Here is an 18,337-nt window from a genome sequence, read left to right as displayed (position 1 = left end):
TTTAGTCTCCTGCCATTGCTTTAACCCAGGGCCGGTGCTGCTCGTTTACCAGTATTGCCGTGCGCAGCCGCACACACAGCAGCGCCAGCATTAATATTTTAAACGCCAGTATGCTGATCAGCAGTGGCCATAACATGCTTGGATCAATAGACGGTTTGGCAAACTTGGTTATAGACGCTCCCTGATGCAAAGTGTTCCACCATTCTACTGAAAAATGGATAATCGGCAGGTTGATAACTCCCACCACAGCAAGCAAAGAGGCAACCTTAGCCCCGGTTTGCCGGTCGGAGAACGCGCCGCTTAACGCTATTACACCAAGATAAAGAAACAACAGTATAAGCTCTGATGTTAAACGCGCGTCCCATACCCACCAGGTGCCCCACATCGGTTTGCCCCAAGCCATACCGGTTATCAGCGCTATTGCTGTGTATACCGCACCGATAGGTGCAATAGCCAGCACTGACCACTGTGCTACTTTTACCTGCCACACCAGAGCAATAAAAGCAGCTATCGCCATCGCCGAATAAGTGCCCATCGACATAATAGCCGCTGGTACATGCAAATGAATAATGCGGTAACTGTCGCCCTGCTGATAATCAGGCGGTGTAAATGCCAGGCCCCAGATATTGCCAAGCAACAGCAATAGCAGCGCGGTCCCCATCAACCAGGGCATAAGGCGGCCACACAAGTGGTAAACGGTTTCAGGCTTAGCGTAAGGATGCAACCATTTAAACATATCAGCTCACATTTATTTTCAGTGCACTGGTTACCGCAACCGGTACCAGCGCCAACGCAAATAACAACATAGCCAGCATCACGGCCAGTTGTCCGTGATACGGCAGCGCCATACCGGCCGCCTCCATCGCCGCACTGGCGAATATCAGCAGCGGAATATACAGGGGCAGAATCAGCAGTGCCAGTAAAATGCCACCTTTATCGGCCGACACCGTAAGTGCTGCGCCCAGCACACTGAGCAAACTCAGTAGCGGCGTGCCTAACAGCAAGGTAAGTACCATAGCAGTAAAGCTGGCCATATCAACATTAAGCAGCAGTGCAACCAAAGGCGATAACAACACCAGAGGCAAACCGGTACTTAGCCAGTTGGCCAGTAATTTGGCCAGCACAAAAGCTAACAACGGCTGGCGGGACGCCACCAGTTGCTCTACCACTCCGTTACGGTAATCGTCTTTAAACAGCCTTTCTGCGGCTAGCAACACACTCAGCAATGCTGCTATCCAGATCACTCCCGGGGCAATAATACGCAGTAAATTTGGCTCAGGCCCAACGCCCAGCGGAAATAAACTCAGCACAATAACAAAAAACAGCACCGGGTTTAGCCAGTCAGCTTTTTGTCGTGCCAGCAGGCGCAACTCGCGCTTTAAAAAAGGTCCCAGGGTTACCATCGGTACGCTAGCTCCACGGTATTAAGGCCGTCATACACCATACTAAGCGGCTGGTGCGTGGTAAGAATAATGGCGCCGCCACAGGTTAAATGTTGCAGAAAAAACTGCTGCAGCATTGCAATAGCCGATTGATCCAGTGCAGTAAAAGGCTCGTCTAAAATCCATAGCTGGCTGCGGCTAAACCATAACCGCGCCAGCGATACCCGCCGTTGTTGCCCGGCTGATAACATACGACAGGGAATATCCTCCAGCCCGGCCAGCCCGAGTGTTGCCAGCAGAGCAAAATCATCTGCCTGTGGCAGCCCGGCAGCCGCGCGCCAGAATGCCAGATTTTCCAGTGCTGTTAATTGCTCATGAATACCGCTATGGTGGCCGATATAACACAGGTTGGCGGCGTAATCTGTAGCAATATCAGCTAAGGGCTTTTGGCAATAAAGCAATAGCCCTTCGTCAGGCGCTGCCAGGCCAGCAAGCAGCCGTAATAAAGAGCTTTTACCGGCACCATTTTTACCGGCTACCTGTAACAACTCACCGGCATGCACCTGTAACGACAGCTGCTCAAACAGCACTCTGTCTTGCCGGATACAGCTAAGTGACTGAGCCTGCAGCAGCAACTGGCCAACTGGTACGGAAAAGGGCTGATGTTTAATCACTGGCCTCTGGCTATCGACGATAGGAAAAATTGCGCGCATATTACCATATTGGCGTCATAATACGAATGCAGCGACAGTACACAGCAGAACAAAACAGGCAAAATATGAACCAGATCAATCTGGATAAGCTGTTTCAGCTTAGTCCGGCCCCTAAAGCCGATCCGGCAGTACTAAAGCTGGTGGTAGCGCAGGTATATCAGGCTCAGGTGCAACAGCTGACTAACGGTCAGTTTGGCCTGCAACTGCCGGCCCCGCGCGCGCCACTGCAAATTACCTTGCCGGCTAACCTGCCGGCCAATGTCCAGGCCATGCTACAAGCCAGCCTCCAAACACAAAACGGTGTACAAACCGCCTTAACCGGTACACCCGGCATGGCAACAGCAAACCCGCTTTCCCAAGCTATGCCCCGGCAGGCGAATGTACAATTGCAGTTTGTACCGCAAAGCAATGGCCAGTTGCAACTGGTGCTGCAATCAACGTCAACGCCCATTACACTGACACTGAGTGCCGCACAGGCGCAACAATTACTGTCGTCGGTGTTGTCTGCCGGTGTGCCCGCTTCCCCTACCCAGCCTGCACTCGTAGCACCCATTGCGGTTAATGTGTTACCCCAACCACCAGGCCTGGCGCTGCAACTTGGCAATGGCGCTGTGCTGCGGTTACCGGACAATGTTCAGACGGCACTTATGCAGCAATTGGCCAGCAGTGGTACCACAGGTTTATTAGCTGGCGATAGCAAAACTGCACCAGCGCAGTTGCTGCTGGATATAAAAGCAGAGCGCCAGCAACTGGTACTGCAACTACAAGCACTGCCCGCCAATAGCAAAGCCGGGGCTCCAACAGTGGCTAACAGCAATCTGGCTGCAATACCGCTAAGCCTGAATAAAGCCGGGCAAAGCGCTGTACTGCAGCAGCTACTGCAACTGTTTAATCAACCGGCCAGAAGCACCACCGCAATACCCGCAGCCGCACAGCAGCTGCTCAGCCAACTGCCAGGCAGCGTAAATGCAGGCTCTCAGCCATACCAAATGCATTTACAACAGCAGGCCGGCCAATGGCAATTGTTGTTGCAGCCGCTAAAAACCCCGGCCAGTGTAACAATAACAGCGGAGGCACTTAGCCGGCCGTTGCAGTTTAATAGCAACAGCGCCGCTGCGCCGGTAAAAGCAGCAGCAACCCCACTGCAGACACCGCTGACACAACAATTAGTGCAACAGGCATGGCGCCACTTGTTGCCACTTATGCCTGTGCAGGCTGACACTCTGGCCAGCCTGCCTGAGCTGCCACAAGCGGTGCAACAGATTCTGCAACTGGTACGACAAAGCCAGCCGGGAGCAGATAAAGTGCAGTCACCACAGCAACTGATCAATCAGTTAACCAGCCTGCTGCAGTTTCAGCCGCTGCAGCCTGCAGTCAGCACCCAAACCAGTGGGGGGGCACTGGCTGCAGCGATACAGTTGCTGTTGGGTCATTTGTTGCAAAAACCTCTGGCAGCAGCAACGCAACCGGCGAATAAAACCCTGGCGCAACTGGTTAGCCAGTTGGAACCGGGCCAGGCCAGCAGCTTGCTACGCCAACTGGCCGGCCATAGCAGCACGTTGCAACAAAGCCAACTGGCCACACTGGACAACAGCAACGCGCAAACGCAACAGCTGTTACTGCAATTACCAATACAGCAAGGCGGCCAGAGCGTGTTTAGCCAACTGCTACTGGAGCAGCGCGAGGCAGATGGTAAGCAACAGGGCGAAAAACAAACCTTGTGGCAACTGACAATGAAGTTTGATTTAAAACAGCTGGGTCAGTTGATGGTAGTGGCAAAGTTACAACAGCAACAATTACAGCTGCAGTTTTATACTGATGAAGTGCAGGCTAAGCAGCAGGCTGATAAGTTTTTACCCTTACTCAGTGATCGTTGCAAAGCCCAGGGGTTAGAGGTTACACAGGCAGAGTGTACACTGGGTAAAATACCCGACACCATTTTACCCCGCGCCAACAGCCTACTGGCAATTAAAGTATAAGGAGCATTCGTGGCAACTGACGATAACAAAACACAGCGCAGTGCTACTGCCCTGCAATACGAAGGTAAACAGGCACCTACGGTTACAGTCCAGGGGCATGCGGAACTGGCAGATGAAATCGTTGCGCTGGCGCGTGAACATGGTGTGTTAATTCATCAGGATGAGGAATTAAGCAAACTGCTGACTAAATTGGAGCTGGGCGAGCAAATTCCGCAACAACTTTATATTGTTATTGCAGAGCTGATTGCGTTTTCGTATGTGTTGCAGGGCAAGTTTCCGGAAAACTGGCATAATATTCACCAGCGTATAGATATTAAAAGCTGAGTTTAAGTTAAGGCTATTTTTTTGCCTGATGCAGGTTATATAGCAGCTCAGCTTCGGCTCTGGGTAGTTCACATTCACGGATAATTTCGTCTAAATCGGCTCCCAGCTGCACCATTTTCATAGCCCGGCTGTATATTTTTGACTCGGGATCAGTAAGCTCTAATGCCTGTTGTTTATCAGCCAGCGTCTGCAGCTGCTGGTTAACAGTATTAATGTTAGCGTCTAACTGTAATACCCGTTGCCCAACCCCGATAACACCGGCTCTTAGCTCTTCCAGTTCGTGCCGTGTTTGCAACAACTGCTGTGCTTTAAAGTCAAGCTGTTGCTCCAACTGCTGTAATTGCTGTTGCCAGTTGCGTTGTAAGCGCCCTAACCACCAGACAGCAGCAAGTGCAAGCACTGCCAGCAACAGTATGACAGCAATAGCAAACACCGGTAACGTCATATCAGATAGCGCCGATCTCTTCCCACTCTTCGTCACTGAGCAGCTTGTTTAAATCGACCAGGATCAGTAGTTCACCTTCACGGTTAGATACGCCCTGAATAAAGCGGGCACTTTCTTCGGTGCCTACATTTGGTGCGGTATCCACTTCAGACTGTTTCAGGTACACCACTTCGGCTACGCTGTCGACCAGAATACCGATAACCTGCTTTTCTGCTTCAATAATAACAATACGGCTGTTATCTGTTATCTCGTCCGGCTCCAGGCCAAAACGGGTACGGGTATCAATAACCGTTACCACATTACCACGCAGGTTAATAATACCTAAAACGTAGTCCGGTGAGCCCGGTACCGGAGCAATTTCGGTATAGCGCAGTACTTCCTGCACCTGCATCACATTGATACCGTAGGTTTCTTCCTGCAGTTTAAAGGTTACCCATTGCAACACGATATCAGCTGCATCGGCTTTGTTTACCGATTGTTTGGTTAAATTGCTCATGCACAGCTCCTGTATAAATCCTTTGTCTGATTATGCACTGATATCCAGACCGCGGTTCAATAAATCAATCATAGCGTCTACATCCAGCAGTACACACATATGCTTTTTGATAAGGCCTGCCATCCAGGGCCGCTTGCCCTCAGCTTCACGCCATTTTACGTCATCCTGCTCCAGTACATAGGTATTGACCAGTGTTTCGCAACACAGGCCCCAGTTACTGTTGCCAAGCATAATAACATATTGATAGTTTAGCTTTTGCTGCAAACTCTGATCATATTTTTCTGGCATAACCCAGCGTGCGGTATCGACAATACTAATTTTCTGTTCACGATACAACATAACACCTTTGAACCATTGGGGTTTGCCGATCAGGCTGTTTATACTGCCAATCTGGTGGATACCACCCAATTCTTTAAGCGGCACAGCAACTTTTAAACCCGCTACGTCAAAAAACAACGCCTGAAACCGGCCCTGGCGGTAGTCTTTTGCCGGTGCAGCCGTTACTGCCGGTGGCGCCGGCGGTACGGGTTTTGACATTGTGCCGGTAATACGCTCAGAAACCGGTACGGCACGTTGTTGCAGTGCCTGTGACGCTTCTGCCTCGGCAAATTTTGCTTTTAGCGCCGCCATCGCAGCTGCTTCTGCAACCGCCGGGGCAGCAACTTTGGGTTTAGTTACTGTTTCTGCAACCACCTCAGTGACTACAGCCTGAGCCAGCAATTCATTTAGTTGTTGTTTTTTTTGCTCTGCTATCGTCACTTCAGATGCAGGCGCAATGGCTTCGTCTTCGGTTAACAGCGCAGACAAATAGTGCTGCATAACCTTCTGACTGGCGATTAAATTACTCATGCCTTACTCCGCTGCCAGTTGCAGTAAATACGTCAGCAAGGTGTTGTAAGCAAAAACGCCCCGGCTACCCGGCGCATGCACATTGGGCGGTGTTAATGCCAGGCTGGCGTCACGAAACTTGGTGTCTACCGGTATTACCGCTGACCAGACTTTTTCCTGATATTTGCTTTTCAGCTCTTTGTAAGCTTCAAGCGATGCTTTAGTGCGTTTGTCATACATGGTTGCGATGATAGTAAAAGCATAATCTTTTTTCTGTGATGTGCGCATTAATGCCATGGTAGCGATCATCCGCTCCAGGCCTTTTAATGCCAGAAACTCGGTTTGCACCGGGATCAGAATACGATCACTGGCAGCAATCGCGTTTACCATAAGTACGCCCATCACCGGCGGGCAGTCGATCAGCACATAATCATATTCTGCTTTGATCTTCTGTAATGCTTTTTTCAGCATCAGGCCCATGCCGCCTTTATTGCCCAGCGAGCGGTCCAGTGTAGCCAGTGCCATAGATGAAGGCAGAATATCCAGATTAGCTACGCCACTTGGGCATAATGACTGCAGAATTTCTTCGCTGGTAATATCTTTACCACGGATAAAAATATCGTATACGCTGACTTCCAACTCTTCGGCGTCAATACCAAAATAATAGGTAAGGGACGCATGCGGATCAGTGTCTACCAGCAAGACTTTATAGCCGCGCTCTGCCAGTAAACCGCCCAGCGTTACTGTAGTAGTGGTTTTGCCCACTCCGCCTTTCTGATTCGCTACTGTCCAAATTACCACTTCAGGGTTCCTGTTGTTCTGGAGGTTTTGCATCCGGGTTATCCTGGCGCGTGGTAATACGAATACCACCACCAGGCAGGGCAATAACACGAATACTGCCATCATCCTGCGTTATCTGCTCTAATTGCTGCAAGCCCTCTGCTACCGTTTTATCAGCAGGCTCTGGCTGAGCTGGGGTAGTTTCTTCAGGCTGGTAACCGTAGCGGGAAATGGCAATCACCACCTTGCGGTTAGCTGCCCGCCCCTGCTCAGTATCATTCGGGCCAAAGGGGTAATATTGGCCGAAACCTTCAATAGCAAGCCGCTGTGGTGCAGTACCGCTGCGTTCTAAAATTCGCAGTACTGAGGTAGCGCGGCTAACCGACAACTCCCAATTTGACGAAAACAGTTCATTATTAATTGGCAGATTATCAGTATAACCCCGCACACGGATAAAGTTGCTGATGGGATTAATAATCCGCGTAATTTCAGTTAGCAGCGTTTGTGCCGAACTGGTTGCCGTAGCACTGCCACTGGCAAATAACAGGCCGCTGTTGAGCTCTATGGTCAGCCAGTTCTCATCCTGTTCTATTTTTGCCAGCCCTTGTTCCAGCAAATTAGCCAAAGCTTTTGTCAGTTGCTGCTCTACTGCCTGTAAGGGGCTGCCCAGCCGGGTTTCATTGATTTCTGATAACCTTTTGGCATCGGCCACTAAGCTGGGGCCTTTTGCCTGCTCCAGCGAGGTGCCATACAAATCCAGCTCACTTTGCGGCTCGGCATGAGTTAATACTGATTGTCCCTGCACACCGGTATTTTGCTGCTCTGGCTTTTCAAACATCCGGGTCAGGCTGTCAGCCAGTACACTGTATTGCTCTTCTTTCACTATCGACATGGCATACAGCACAACAAAAAGCGCAAACATCAGCGTCATATAATCAGCGTATGACACCAGCCAGCGATCTAGCTGCTCGGGCTCTATTTGTGTGTGTTTCTGCCTATGCCGGTACATCGGTGCTAACCCGGATGGTAAGCGGCCAGCTTACGTTCAATATTGCGCGGATTTTCGCCATGAGCGATAGACACCAGGCCTTCAATAATCAGCTCGTGATACAAGGTGCGCTGCTGTACCAGGCTTTTCAGCTTATTACCTACCGGAATAAACAGCAGATTTGCAAAACCGACACCATAAATAGTAGCAACAAATGCCGTAGCAATACCCTGACCTAATAATTGCGGCTCGGAGATATTCGACATAGCCTGAATAAGGCCCAGCACAGCGCCTACGATACCGATGGTGGGGCTATAGCCGCCCATAGCGTCAAATATCCGGGCACCACGCAGCAAACGCTCACGCTCAAGTGTCAGCTCCGCATCCAGTGTGTCTTGTAAAGCTTTAGGGTCAACACCATCCACCAGTAAATTCAGGCCGCGGTGTAAAAACGCATCGTGCTCAGCCAGTGCATCCTGCTCCAGTGCCAGAAAACCGCTACCCCGCGCTGCACTGCCCCATTGCACTATACGTTGTGCAGTATGTTCCAGCGGCATCTGCGCCGGGCGGATCACCCAGGGCAATATTTGTAGCCCCAGTTTAAATTGCGCCAAAGGGGTTTGCAGCATTACCGCTCCCACTGTACCGCCAAACACGATAAGAAAGGCCGGGAAATGCAATAACGTAGCCAGGCTGCCACCTTCAATAACAAAACCTCCGGCAACAGCAATAACGGCCAGTAAAAAACCGCTGACCGCCAGCTTATCCATGTTTTAATTCCGTGATCAGTCGCATGGCAACTTCGTTCAGGCTGACTTCTTCATCCATCAGGCCTGCTGCAGCGACAGCCTGCGGCATACCATACACTACGCAGCTGGCTTCATCCTGCGCCCAGATACGGGCACCGTGTTGTTTTAATAGCCTTGCGCCTTCACGGCCATCTGCCCCCATGCCGGTAAGCACAATAGCCAGCACTTTATCGCTAAACACTTTAGCGGCTGTCGCAAAGGTAATATCAACACTGGGTTTAAATGTTATGCGTGGCGAGTCGTCTTCTTTAATCCGCAGCCTGCAGGAACTGTCATTACCTTCAAGCAGCATTTGTTTACCACCGGGAGCCAGATACGCCACACCTGGGCGTAGCACATCGTTGTCTTGTGCTTCGCGCACTTCAATTTTTGACAACGAATTTAGCCGCTGGGCAAAAGCGCCGGTAAAAGCAGCAGGCATATGCTGGATCAACACTATCGGTAACGGGAAATCTGCAGGTAGCGCAGTGATAATACGTTGTAGTGCCACCGGCCCACCGGTAGAGGTGCCAATTGCAACCAGCTTATAGCTTTTACCGCTGGCCTGAAAAGCCCCGCGTGACCCGACCCGCTCATTTAACTTAGGCCGTTCAAAGCTGCTGCGGGTTAATGCCGGACGCTCTGACAACCGGCTACTGTCGCTGGCAGCGGGTGCCGGGCGCGAAGCCAGCGGTGTGTTGCTGAAAGTTTGCCGGCCCAAAGTACGTTTGCGGGCCACGGCTTTTACTCTGTCACGCAGTAGCTGACTGGCTTCATCTTTGTCGCGGGCGATGTCTTCAAACTTTTTCGGCAAAAAATCCACGGCGCCGGCTTCCAGCGCATCAAAGGTCGCCTTGGCACCTTCATGGGTTAATGACGAAAACATCAGAATAGGAATGCGCTGTTGCTGCATAATTTCGCGCACGGCAGAAATGCCGTCTAACACCGGCATTTCTACGTCCATCGTAATCACATCAGGCTTTAGCGCTATAGCTTTATCAACCGCCTCTCTGCCATTGTTGGCAGTGTCAATAACGTCGATGTCGCCATCCTTCGCCAGGATCTCTGTTAACCGGCGGCGGAAAAAACTCGAATCATCAACTACTAACACCCTAATTGGCATAGCTTTCTCTCTTTAGGCAGTCATTTTATTGAAGCGATCAAACTTAATTTTTGATTTCTTTGCATAGTGCTTCAGCAAGTTCGGTACATCCAGGATCAGCGCTATACCACCATCAGAAGTAATAGTCGCACCGGCCATACCTGGTGTGCCCTGCAGCAGTGCATCCAGAGGTTTTATAACTACCTCTTCCTGGCCTATCAGAGAATCCACTACAAAACCAACCTGCTGGGTACCAATTTGCACTATTACCACATGGCCCTGTTCACGGCGGCGTTTTTTGTCAGAACCTTTAACCAGCCAGTGCTCAAGGAAAAACAGTGGAATGGCTTTGTTACGTACTACTACAGTCAACTGGCCGTCTACTACATTGGTTTTATTCAGATCCAGATGGAAAATTTCACTGACCCCAGCCAGTGGCAGAGCAAAAGTTTGCTTACCAACAACAACCATCAGCGTAGGCAAAATAGCCAGTGTCAGTGGTACTTTGATCTCCAGTAAGGTGCCCTCACCCATTTTAGAATGGATATGCACAGTACCGTTGAGCTGGGTAATTTTTGTTTTTACTACGTCCATACCGACGCCGCGGCCGGAGATATCTGAAATTTGTTCTTTGGTAGAAAACCCTGGTGCAAAAATCAGGTTAAAGGCTTCAGTGTCAGACATCCGTGCTGCGGCATCAACGTCAAGAATACCGCGTTTTATTGCGATACCTTTTAGTTTTTCCGGATCCATACCGGCACCATCATCATGAATAGTCAATAGAATATGGTCGCCAGCCTGAGCCGCTGCCAGTTTTACAATACCGGTACGCTTTTTACCGGCTTTTTGCCGCACATCCGGCAGTTCTATACCGTGGTCTACTGAGTTACGCACCAAATGCACCAATGGATCGGCCAGTGCCTCCACCAGGTTTTTATCCAGATCGGTATCTTCACCTTCCAGCACCAGTTCAATGTCTTTTTGCAGCGAACGGGCCAAATCACGTACCACGCGGGGAAAGCGGCCAAATACTTTCTTAATAGGTTGCATCCTGGTTTTCATTACTGCGCCCTGAATATCAGCAGTAACAACATCCAGATTGGAAATAGCTTTACTCATTTCCTCGTTTTGCACCGTTCCGGATAAACTCACCAGCCGGTTACGCACCAATACCAGCTCACCCACCATATTCATAATCTGATCGAGCCGCTTGGTATCTACCCGTACTGTAGTTTCTGCTTGTGCAGCCTGCTGCTGTGCCGCTGCTTTATCAGCTACCGGCGCTGCTGCGGCTTTTGTTTCCTCTGCTTTAGCTGGTGACGCAGCCTGGCTGGCTGGCGCAGGTTTGGTGTCTACGGCAACCGGCGCTTTGCCCTTACCGTGTAACTGATCCAGCAGCGCTTCAAACTCAGCATCGTCTATTTCATCATCCGCTTTAGTGTTGTTTGCCGGGGCTGTTGGTGTTTTTTCCGGGGTTGCAGCGACAGTATCAGGAATAAACGAGCCTTTGCCATGCAACTGATCAAGGATCGCTTCAAATTCATCGTCTGTGATGTCATCACCGGCACCGGCTGCAGCAGGTTCAGACGCTGGTGCAGAGGCTGCTGTGGCTGAGCCTTTTTTACCATGCAGCTCATCCATCATGCGTTCAAATTCTTCTTCAGTGATTTCATCCACTGTCCCGCCGGACGCTATATCGGTAGCAACGACAGGTTCAGCTTTTACGACAGGTTCAGCTTTTGCCACAGGCGCAGCTTTTACCACCGGTGCAGGATTAGCAGCAGATTCCGGCTCACTGTAATGGTGTAACGCCTCAAGCACGGCAGCAGAGGCTGGCGTTAACGGTTGGCGGTTCTGCACTTCCACAAACATCGCATTAATGCTGTCAAGCGACTGCAGGATAACGTCCATCAGTTCTGGGGTAACACGGCGCTTACCGGTACGCAGTATATCAAACACGTTTTCAGCACCATGACAGGCATCAACCAGCTCGGTTAGTGACAGAAAACCGGCGCCGCCTTTTACGGTATGAAATCCACGGAAAATTGCATTGAGCAAATTAGCATCATCAGGATTATTTTCCAGTTCTACCAGCTGTTCCTGCAATAGTTCGAGGATTTCACCGGCTTCAACCAGGAAGTCCTGCAGTATATCCTCATCCATATCAAAGCTCATGCAAAGACACCTCTGTTAAAAACCCAAACTGGATAACAAGTCATCGACATCATCCTGACCGCTTACCACGTCATCACGCTCTGCTGCATCAATAATAGGCCCTTCTGCTTCATGTGCTTTAGGCTTACTTTTTGCTGGTTTAGCTTCTGCAGACACCATCATACTGGATTGACCAAACGCCGTTAGCAGGCCAATCAGGCTTTCTTCTACTTCACGCACCAGCTCTATTACCCGGCGTAAAATCTGCCCGGTCAGATCCTGATAATCCTGTGCCATTAATACGTCTGTCAGCAACGCGTTTAAGGTGCCCGAATCAGTATTTGCATGCAGTAAAAAATTATCCAGTGTATGACACAGTTGCTTGAACTCGCCCAACTGTAGTTGCCGCTGCATTAATTTTTGCCACTGCGGCTGAATTTTACCCAGCTGCTGGCTCAGTTGATCGGCTATTGGCAGGCAAGACTCTACTGCGTCCATAGTGCGGTTTGCCGCCTGCTCTGTCATATCAATAACATGATTCAGCCGCTTTTTCGCATCTGGAATATCTTCTTCCAACAGATTATTCAGTGAAGGGTCTATCTGGAAATTTTTCAGTGAATCATGTAGTTGCCGGGTAAGTTTACCTACCTCAGCAAATAACTCTGAAGAACCTGGTACAGCCAGTTGCTGTACCATTTGATTAGCTGTTTCGTTTTCGCCCATCTCAAGGAGCTGCACCAGCTCCCGCGCTTGGTCCAGAGAAATTACAGGCGCCGTAATCGCAGACATGGCATCACTCCTTTGTCAGCTACGGTTAGCCGATCCGTTCGAATACTTTAGCTAACTTCTCTTGCAAGGTTGCAGCCGTAAACGGCTTGACGATATAACCATTTACACCGGCTTGTGCAGCGGCAATGATCTGTTCTTTTTTCGCTTCAGCGGTAACCATTAATACCGGTATATGCTTTAACTTGGCATCGGCGCGAATAGCGCGCAATAAATCAATACCCTGCATACCCGGCATGTTCCAGTCGGTCACTACGAAGTCAAAATCGCCGTTTTGCAGCATTGGCAAAGCAGTGCTGCCATCGTCAGCCTCTGACACATTGGTAAAGCCAAGGTCACGCAACAGATTTTTTATTATGCGTCTCATGGTTGAAAAATCATCCACCACAAGAATTTTCATGTTTTTATCCAAAATCCCCTCCGACGAGATATTACTTTTATCTCAGAATAGCTTACAACCAATCCTGCATTCTGGCTTTCAATCTGACCAATGCCTGACTATGAATTTGACTTACCCGGGACTCGCTGACATTAAGCACTGCCCCAATCTCTTTTAAGTTTAGCTCGTCATTATAATACAGCGAAAGCACTAAAGCTTCCCGCTCTGGCAAATTACTGATTGTTTTCACTAAATCCTGGTGGAAGCTTTCATTGGCCTGAGATTCATATAAATGATCTCCTTCTGTATCGCCCGAGGTTACTAACACATCCTCGGAAATACCTAAGTCTTCTATACCAATAATACGGCCACTGCTGATGTCGCTGAGCATATGATGATATTCATCTAAAGATATATCAAGTTTTTCAGCAACTTCAATATCTTTTATATCACGGCCATGTTGCGATTCAAGCTCAGCTATGGTTTCTGCTATCAGCCGGGCATTGCGATGCACCGAGCGCGGAGTCCAGTCGCCCCGGCGCATTTCGTCCAGCATAGCACCGCGGATCCGGATACCGGCAAAGGTTTCAAAACTGGCACCTTTGCTGCCGTCAAAGTTTTTTGCCGCCTCGATCAGGCCAATCATGCCTGACTGAATCAGGTCGTCTACCAACACACTAGCCGGCAAACGGGCCAGCAAATGATAGGCAATACGTTTTACCAGCGGCGCATGGCGCTCAACCAACTGTTGCATGTGGTCAACACCACCATAGGCAGCAAGTTTACTGTTCACACCAGCCCCCGATCAGTATGTGGTTGAACCAACTGCTCCAGGAAAAACTCCAGATGCCCCGACGCTACGGCAGGTAAAGGCCATTTGCCGGCTTTGAGAGCCAGACTTTTTATCGCCATACTCGCCGGCGTTTTTGGAAAAATATCAATAAAGGCTTTTTGCTTACGGGCGGCTTTACGGACATTTTCATCGTAGGGGATGATAGCAACCAGTTCCAGATTAACATCTAAAAAACGATCTGTTACCCGTGTAAGTTTGGCGAAAAGCTCCTGGCCTTCTTTTAAACTGCGTACCATATTGGCCACAATTTTAAATTTTTCTACGCCGTGGTCACGGCTGAGGATTTTCATCAGCGCATAGGCGTCGGTAATAGATGATGGCTCATCACACACTACTACCAGCACATCCTGCGAGGCACGGGAGAAACTTAACACCATATCGGAAATACCCGCTGCGGTATCAACCAACAGCACATCTACCGGCGTTTTTAACTCGCTGAACGCCCGGATAAGGCCAGCGTGCTCTGCCGGTGCCAGTTCTGTCATATTTTGAGAGCCGGATGTGGCAGGAATAATTTTAATGCCAAAGGGGCCGTCGATAATGACATCATCCAGCTCAACTTCACCTGACAACACATGCGACAGGTTTTTTTCTACCCGCAGTCCAAGCATGACATCGCAGTTGGCTAAACCCAGGTCAGCATCCAACACCAGCACTTTTTTTCCCAATTGGGATAGCGCCATGGCGAGGTTTAGCGAAACGTTAGTTTTACCTACGCCGCCTTTACCACCTGTAATTGATATTACTTTTACCATCTGCTTATTCATTTTTCTCAGGCCACTGGCTTGATCATCAATATTTTCATGACTATGCATAGGTTCCTTCCGCGCGGTTCATGCCGTCGTTATACCACTGATGAACCGTACTACTTTGCGCGACACGTAACGTTTCTGCCTGTTGCACCAGGGTTTTCGCCTGGGCCACAGCAATATCTTCGGGTACCCGCTGACCGTTGGTCAGGTAGCTAACCGGCAACGCATTCTGAATAGCGACATTTATAACTTCCCCCAAGCTTAAGCATTCGTCAAGTTTGGTGAAAATACAACCAGACAAAGGGATGCGTTTGAAATGCATTACGCTTTCCTGCATAACCCTTGCTTGCGATGTCGCAGACAATACCAGATAACTTTTTATTTTGACACGACTATTGTGTACCAGAGATGCAAGTTTTTCTGCCAGCCTCACATCACGCTGGCTCATACCGGCAGTATCTATCAGTATAAGTTTGCGTTGTTGTAACTGATTAATTAACAACGCCAGTTCGTCACTGTCTTTAGCCTGCTTAACCGGGCAACCAATAATACGACCAAAAGTGGCCAGTTGCTCAAAAGCACCGATACGGTAGCTATCTGTGGTGATCAATGCCACCTGATCAGCCCCATGGCGCTTGGCAAATTCTGCTGCCAGCTTTGCCACTGTAGTGGTTTTGCCCACACCGGTCGGGCCTACCAGCGCCACGACGCCGCCACGGCGTAAAATATCATCATTAGTTGTACTTAACTGGCCGGCCAGTAGTTCCAGCGCGGCATCCCAGGCATCAGTGGTGTTAAGATCTTCCGGCATAAAGCACGCTAATTGATCGGCTACCTGCTCAGACAAACCTAATTGCTGTAAATTTTCAATCACTAAAGCCCGTACAGGTTCACGCCGTGCCAGTTCCTGCCACATTAAACCAGACACCTGATGCTGCAATAACTGGCGCATAGACAACATTTCATTGCGCATAGCATCCATTTGTTGCTGCAGCAGTTTAGCTTGCTGATCCTGCTGTTTAGTCAGTTCAGTAAATTGCACGGTGCTGACACCACCGCTAACGTTGGCAGTAACGCCGGAACTTTGACGCTCAAACTGCGCGGCAAGCTGTACATCTTTTCTCTGCGCTGTGGCTGCAGCGGGCTGAGTGCTTTTTTGCTGTTTAATCATTTGCCGTGCCAGCAAAGCTTTTAACGAGTCTGCCGGCGCTTCTGTTTCGTCGTCATCTGCCACGGTGATCTGCAGGCGTGGCTCTGTGCGTTTGGGCACAACAGCAGCTGCTTTGGCAGCAGGAGCAGGCTCATGATCAATCGCTGCGACAATTTCAACACCTTCGGCAACTTTTTTGTTTGACAAAATAATGGCGTCGCTTCCAAGGAATTCTTTTACTTCCTGTAATGCTGTGCGCATATCTTTTGCTACAAAGCGTTTGATTTTCATGAGTTAACTCCTAGTTTGCCTGGCCTATAACGCTGACAATTCGAATTTGTTTATCGTCGGGTATTTCCTGATAAGACAATACCCGCAGCCCCGGAATGGTGTATTTCACGAATCGTGCCATTACTGAACGTAAAATTCCTGACGTTAGCAATACTGCGCTGTCACCGCTAAGTTCCTGGTTCTGATGAGCGTCCTGCAGCGACTGCTGAATACGATCTGCCAGGCCCGGTTCAATACCGGCACCATCATTACCGGCGGCCTGCATTGACTGGTGCAGCATCTGCTCCAGTTCCGGTGCAAAAGTAATAACCGGTATTTCTTTGCGGCTGCCGCCCACTTCCTGCACGATAAGCCGGCGCAACGCAATACGACAAGCCGCAGTAAGCACATCGACATCCTGACTTTTAGCGCCATATTCCACCAGTGTTTGCACTATGGTACGCATATCACGGATAGGGACGCCTTCCTGCAGCAGGTTTTGCAGTACTTTAACCACAGTGGTTAACGCCAGTGTATCCGGCACTAAACCTTCGACCAGTTTGGGAGAATGCTTGGCCAGCATATCCAGCAGATTTTGTACTTCTTCATGGCCCAGTAAGCTGGCAGCATGGTTGGTTAAAATCTGGCTTAAGTGGGTAGCCACTACTGTTGCGGCATCGACTACGGTATAACCCAGTGTTTGCGCATGCTCGCGCTGATCTTTACTAATCCATACCGCATCCAGGCCAAAAGCAGGATCTTTAGTGGCGACGCCTTTAACATTGCCAAATACCTGGCCTGGGTTAATCGCCAGCTCGTTATCATGGCGCAGCTCACCTTCACCGCTGGTAACACCCATTAATGTCATACGATAGCTGTTGGGTTCTAAATCCAGATTGTCACGGATATGCACGGCTGGAATAAGAAAACCGAGCTCTTGCGATAGTTTCTTGCGCACACCTTTAATACGGCTTAATAGCTCGCCGCCCTGGGCTTTATCCACCAGCGGAATTAAACGGTAACCCACTTCCAGGCCGATAGTATCAACGCCCTGTACGTCATCCCAGCCGATTTCTTTAACCACATTAGATTCAACCGGTGTCAGCTCCTGCGTATTGCGGCTAACCAGTTCAGTATTTTGTTTTTGCTGACGTTTATACATAAGGTATGTCACGCCGCCCAACATGGCCGCCATAGATAAGAACGCAAAGTGCGGCATGCCCGGCACAATACCAATAATAACCAGAACTGCAGTAGCCACTGTCAGCACCTGAGTAGTGCCCAGCTGCGCCACAACCTGCGAGCCCATTTGTTCAGATTTATTCTGCCGGGTTACCACTATGGCGGTACCGATAGATAACAACAAGGCCGGAATTTGTGCCACCAGACCATCGCCTATCGTTAACAGGGTATAAATTTCCAGTGCATTACCGAAGGTTAAACTGTGCTGCACCATGCCGATAAATAATCCACCGACAATACTGACGACCATAATCACAATACCGGCAATGGCATCACCTTTAACAAACTTACTGGCACCGTCCATTGAACCGTAAAAGTTGGCTTCACTGGTAACATCATCACGCCGTGCTCTGGCTTCTTCCTGGGTAATAAGGCCGGAGTTCAGATCGGCATCAATGGCCATTTGCTTACCCGGCATCGCATCCAGGGTAAAACGGGCAGATACTTCAGCAATACGCCCGGCACCTTTGGTAATTACAATAAAGTTAATAATTACCAGAATAATAAACACCACCAAACCTACAGCAAAATTACCGCCAATAACCACCGAGCCAAAAGCTTCAATAACTTTACCGGCAGCCGCCTCGCCCTGGTGGCCTTCCATCAGGATCACCCGGGTACTGGCAACGTTAAGCGCCAACCGCAAAATGGTAGCAATAAGCAGCACACTGGGGAAAACAGCAAAATCAAGCGGGCGCAGGCTATAAATAGTAACCAGCAGCACCACTAACGCCAGCGCGATGTTAAAGATAAACAGCATATCCAGCAGCCAGGGCGGCAGCGGCAGCACGATCATCGCCAAAGCGGCGAGAATAAGCAGCGGTGTAGCTATACCTTTGGCATAGGCTAAATGGGTGCGGTCGAATTTATTAAAAACACTGGCTAACTGCATGACAACCCTGACAGTAAATTGGCGCTATGCAGCT

The 18,337-nt window shown here is 49.7% G+C and carries 19 protein-coding genes; 2 read left to right on the top strand and 17 right to left on the bottom strand.

All coding sequences use genetic code 11. The annotated features are described in order from the left end of the window. Position 1: 1 nt before the first annotated feature. From J3B89_RS12650 to ccmA, 3 genes are read right to left on the bottom strand one after another with little or no spacing between them, the layout of a single operon-like run. Positions 2-736: a heme ABC transporter permease gene (locus tag J3B89_RS12650; protein ID WP_215397929.1), complete on the bottom strand. Its 735-nt coding sequence runs from the start codon at positions 734-736 to the stop codon at positions 2-4. A 1-nt stretch (position 737) separates the two neighbouring features. After that, positions 738-1,403 (bottom strand): heme exporter protein CcmB, encoded by a 666-nt coding sequence (gene ccmB / locus J3B89_RS12645; RefSeq protein ID WP_215397928.1) that lies wholly within the window; start codon positions 1,401-1,403, stop codon positions 738-740. Further along, entirely contained in the window at positions 1,397-2,056 is a 660-nt protein-coding gene (gene ccmA, locus J3B89_RS12640) for a cytochrome c biogenesis heme-transporting ATPase CcmA (protein ID WP_349814219.1), read from the bottom strand. Before ccmA ends, ccmB begins: the two co-directional genes overlap by 7 nt. A gap of 104 nt (positions 2,057-2,160) precedes the next feature. Between ccmA and J3B89_RS12635 the strand changes: the two genes are divergently transcribed. Beyond that, the gene (locus J3B89_RS12635) at positions 2,161-4,074 is read left to right on the top strand and encodes a flagellar hook-length control protein FliK (RefSeq protein WP_215397926.1); all 1,914 of its coding nucleotides are present in this window, start codon (positions 2,161-2,163) and stop codon (positions 4,072-4,074) included. Between the two features lie 9 nt (positions 4,075-4,083). Next, the gene (locus J3B89_RS12630; RefSeq protein WP_215397925.1) at positions 4,084-4,398 is read left to right on the top strand and encodes an EscU/YscU/HrcU family type III secretion system export apparatus switch protein; all 315 of its coding nucleotides are present in this window, start codon (positions 4,084-4,086) and stop codon (positions 4,396-4,398) included. Positions 4,399-4,411: 13 nt separating this feature from the next. On the opposite strand, the gene J3B89_RS12625 is transcribed toward J3B89_RS12630, so the two are convergent. Genes J3B89_RS12625 through flhA form a run of 14 tightly spaced genes read right to left on the bottom strand, consistent with a single transcriptional unit; the run spans position 4,412 to position 18,303 of the window. After that, the gene (locus tag J3B89_RS12625) at positions 4,412-4,843 is read right to left on the bottom strand and encodes a DUF2802 domain-containing protein (protein ID WP_215397924.1); all 432 of its coding nucleotides are present in this window, start codon (positions 4,841-4,843) and stop codon (positions 4,412-4,414) included. 1 nt (position 4,844) lies between these two features. After that, entirely contained in the window at positions 4,845-5,339 is a 495-nt protein-coding gene (locus J3B89_RS12620; RefSeq protein WP_215397923.1) for a chemotaxis protein CheW, read from the bottom strand. 30 nt (positions 5,340-5,369) lie between these two features. Continuing rightward, complete coding sequence (locus tag J3B89_RS12615; protein WP_215397922.1) at positions 5,370-6,188, bottom strand: chemotaxis protein CheW; 819 nt, start codon at positions 6,186-6,188, stop codon at positions 5,370-5,372. Positions 6,189-6,191: 3 nt separating this feature from the next. Further along, a complete protein-coding gene (locus tag J3B89_RS12610; protein WP_215398144.1) occupies positions 6,192-6,968 on the bottom strand; it encodes a ParA family protein in 777 nt (258 codons plus the stop codon). Between the two features lies 1 nt (position 6,969). After that, the gene (locus tag J3B89_RS12605) at positions 6,970-7,956 is read right to left on the bottom strand and encodes a flagellar motor protein MotB (RefSeq protein WP_215397921.1); all 987 of its coding nucleotides are present in this window, start codon (positions 7,954-7,956) and stop codon (positions 6,970-6,972) included. 5 nt (positions 7,957-7,961) lie between these two features. Next, entirely contained in the window at positions 7,962-8,705 is a 744-nt protein-coding gene (locus J3B89_RS12600; protein WP_215397920.1) for a flagellar motor protein, read from the bottom strand. Beyond that, positions 8,698-9,846, bottom strand: a complete 1,149-nt coding sequence (locus tag J3B89_RS12595; protein ID WP_215397919.1) for a protein-glutamate methylesterase/protein-glutamine glutaminase — start codon at positions 9,844-9,846, stop codon at positions 8,698-8,700. The genes J3B89_RS12600 and J3B89_RS12595 overlap by 8 nt, the downstream gene beginning before the upstream one ends. A 12-nt stretch (positions 9,847-9,858) precedes the next feature. Then, positions 9,859-12,000, bottom strand: coding sequence for a chemotaxis protein CheA (locus J3B89_RS12590; RefSeq protein ID WP_215397918.1), 2,142 nt, complete (start codon positions 11,998-12,000; stop codon positions 9,859-9,861). A 15-nt stretch (positions 12,001-12,015) separates the two neighbouring features. After that, positions 12,016-12,768 (bottom strand): protein phosphatase CheZ, encoded by a 753-nt coding sequence (locus tag J3B89_RS12585; RefSeq protein WP_215397917.1) that lies wholly within the window; start codon positions 12,766-12,768, stop codon positions 12,016-12,018. Positions 12,769-12,793: 25 nt separating this feature from the next. Continuing rightward, positions 12,794-13,165 carry a chemotaxis response regulator CheY gene (gene cheY / locus J3B89_RS12580; RefSeq protein ID WP_206109480.1) on the bottom strand — a complete coding sequence of 124 codons (372 nt, stop codon included), beginning with the start codon at positions 13,163-13,165 and terminating at the stop codon, positions 12,794-12,796. 52 nt (positions 13,166-13,217) lie between these two features. Next, positions 13,218-13,937 (bottom strand): RNA polymerase sigma factor FliA, encoded by a 720-nt coding sequence (locus tag J3B89_RS12575; RefSeq protein WP_092794102.1) that lies wholly within the window; start codon positions 13,935-13,937, stop codon positions 13,218-13,220. Then, positions 13,934-14,812, bottom strand: coding sequence for a MinD/ParA family protein (locus tag J3B89_RS12570; RefSeq protein ID WP_433915369.1), 879 nt, complete (start codon positions 14,810-14,812; stop codon positions 13,934-13,936). The genes J3B89_RS12575 and J3B89_RS12570 overlap by 4 nt, the downstream gene beginning before the upstream one ends. Further along, complete coding sequence (gene flhF, locus J3B89_RS12565; protein WP_215397916.1) at positions 14,805-16,190, bottom strand: flagellar biosynthesis GTPase FlhF; 1,386 nt, start codon at positions 16,188-16,190, stop codon at positions 14,805-14,807. Before flhF ends, J3B89_RS12570 begins: the two co-directional genes overlap by 8 nt. A 10-nt stretch (positions 16,191-16,200) precedes the next feature. Further along, the gene (gene flhA, locus J3B89_RS12560; protein WP_215397915.1) at positions 16,201-18,303 is read right to left on the bottom strand and encodes a flagellar biosynthesis protein FlhA; all 2,103 of its coding nucleotides are present in this window, start codon (positions 18,301-18,303) and stop codon (positions 16,201-16,203) included. Positions 18,304-18,337 lie beyond the last annotated feature (34 nt).

The sequence above is a fragment of the Rheinheimera oceanensis genome, from assembly GCF_018831085.1.
Taxonomy (GTDB): Bacteria; Pseudomonadota; Gammaproteobacteria; order Enterobacterales; family Alteromonadaceae; genus Alishewanella; species Alishewanella oceanensis.
Note: the sequence above shows the minus strand (reverse complement) of the source record. Positions and strands in the feature narration are given on the sequence as shown.

Excerpts from the sequence above, each read along its gene's own strand:
- J3B89_RS12625 (WP_215397924.1), bottom strand. The coding sequence starts at position 4,843 with ATGACGTTACCGGTGTTTGCTATTGCTGTCATACTGTTGCTGGCAGTG.
- flhA (WP_215397915.1), bottom strand. The coding sequence starts at position 18,303 with ATGCAGTTAGCCAGTGTTTTTAATAAATTCGACCGCACCCATTTAGCC.
- J3B89_RS12605 (WP_215397921.1), bottom strand. The coding sequence starts at position 7,956 with ATGTACCGGCATAGGCAGAAACACACACAAATAGAGCCCGAGCAGCTA.
- J3B89_RS12620 (WP_215397923.1), bottom strand. The coding sequence starts at position 5,339 with ATGAGCAATTTAACCAAACAATCGGTAAACAAAGCCGATGCAGCTGAT.
- cheY (WP_206109480.1), bottom strand. The coding sequence starts at position 13,165 with ATGAAAATTCTTGTGGTGGATGATTTTTCAACCATGAGACGCATAATA.
- ccmB (WP_215397928.1), bottom strand. The coding sequence starts at position 1,403 with ATGGTAACCCTGGGACCTTTTTTAAAGCGCGAGTTGCGCCTGCTGGCA.
- J3B89_RS12595 (WP_215397919.1), bottom strand. The coding sequence starts at position 9,846 with ATGCCAATTAGGGTGTTAGTAGTTGATGATTCGAGTTTTTTCCGCCGC.
- J3B89_RS12650 (WP_215397929.1), bottom strand. The coding sequence starts at position 736 with ATGTTTAAATGGTTGCATCCTTACGCTAAGCCTGAAACCGTTTACCAC.
- J3B89_RS12570 (WP_433915369.1), bottom strand. The coding sequence starts at position 14,812 with ATGCATAGTCATGAAAATATTGATGATCAAGCCAGTGGCCTGAGAAAA.
- J3B89_RS12635 (WP_215397926.1), top strand. The coding sequence starts at position 2,161 with ATGAACCAGATCAATCTGGATAAGCTGTTTCAGCTTAGTCCGGCCCCT.
- flhF (WP_215397916.1), bottom strand. The coding sequence starts at position 16,190 with ATGAAAATCAAACGCTTTGTAGCAAAAGATATGCGCACAGCATTACAG.
- J3B89_RS12590 (WP_215397918.1), bottom strand. The coding sequence starts at position 12,000 with ATGAGCTTTGATATGGATGAGGATATACTGCAGGACTTCCTGGTTGAA.
- J3B89_RS12615 (WP_215397922.1), bottom strand. The coding sequence starts at position 6,188 with ATGAGTAATTTAATCGCCAGTCAGAAGGTTATGCAGCACTATTTGTCT.
- J3B89_RS12585 (WP_215397917.1), bottom strand. The coding sequence starts at position 12,768 with ATGTCTGCGATTACGGCGCCTGTAATTTCTCTGGACCAAGCGCGGGAG.
- J3B89_RS12600 (WP_215397920.1), bottom strand. The coding sequence starts at position 8,705 with ATGGATAAGCTGGCGGTCAGCGGTTTTTTACTGGCCGTTATTGCTGTT.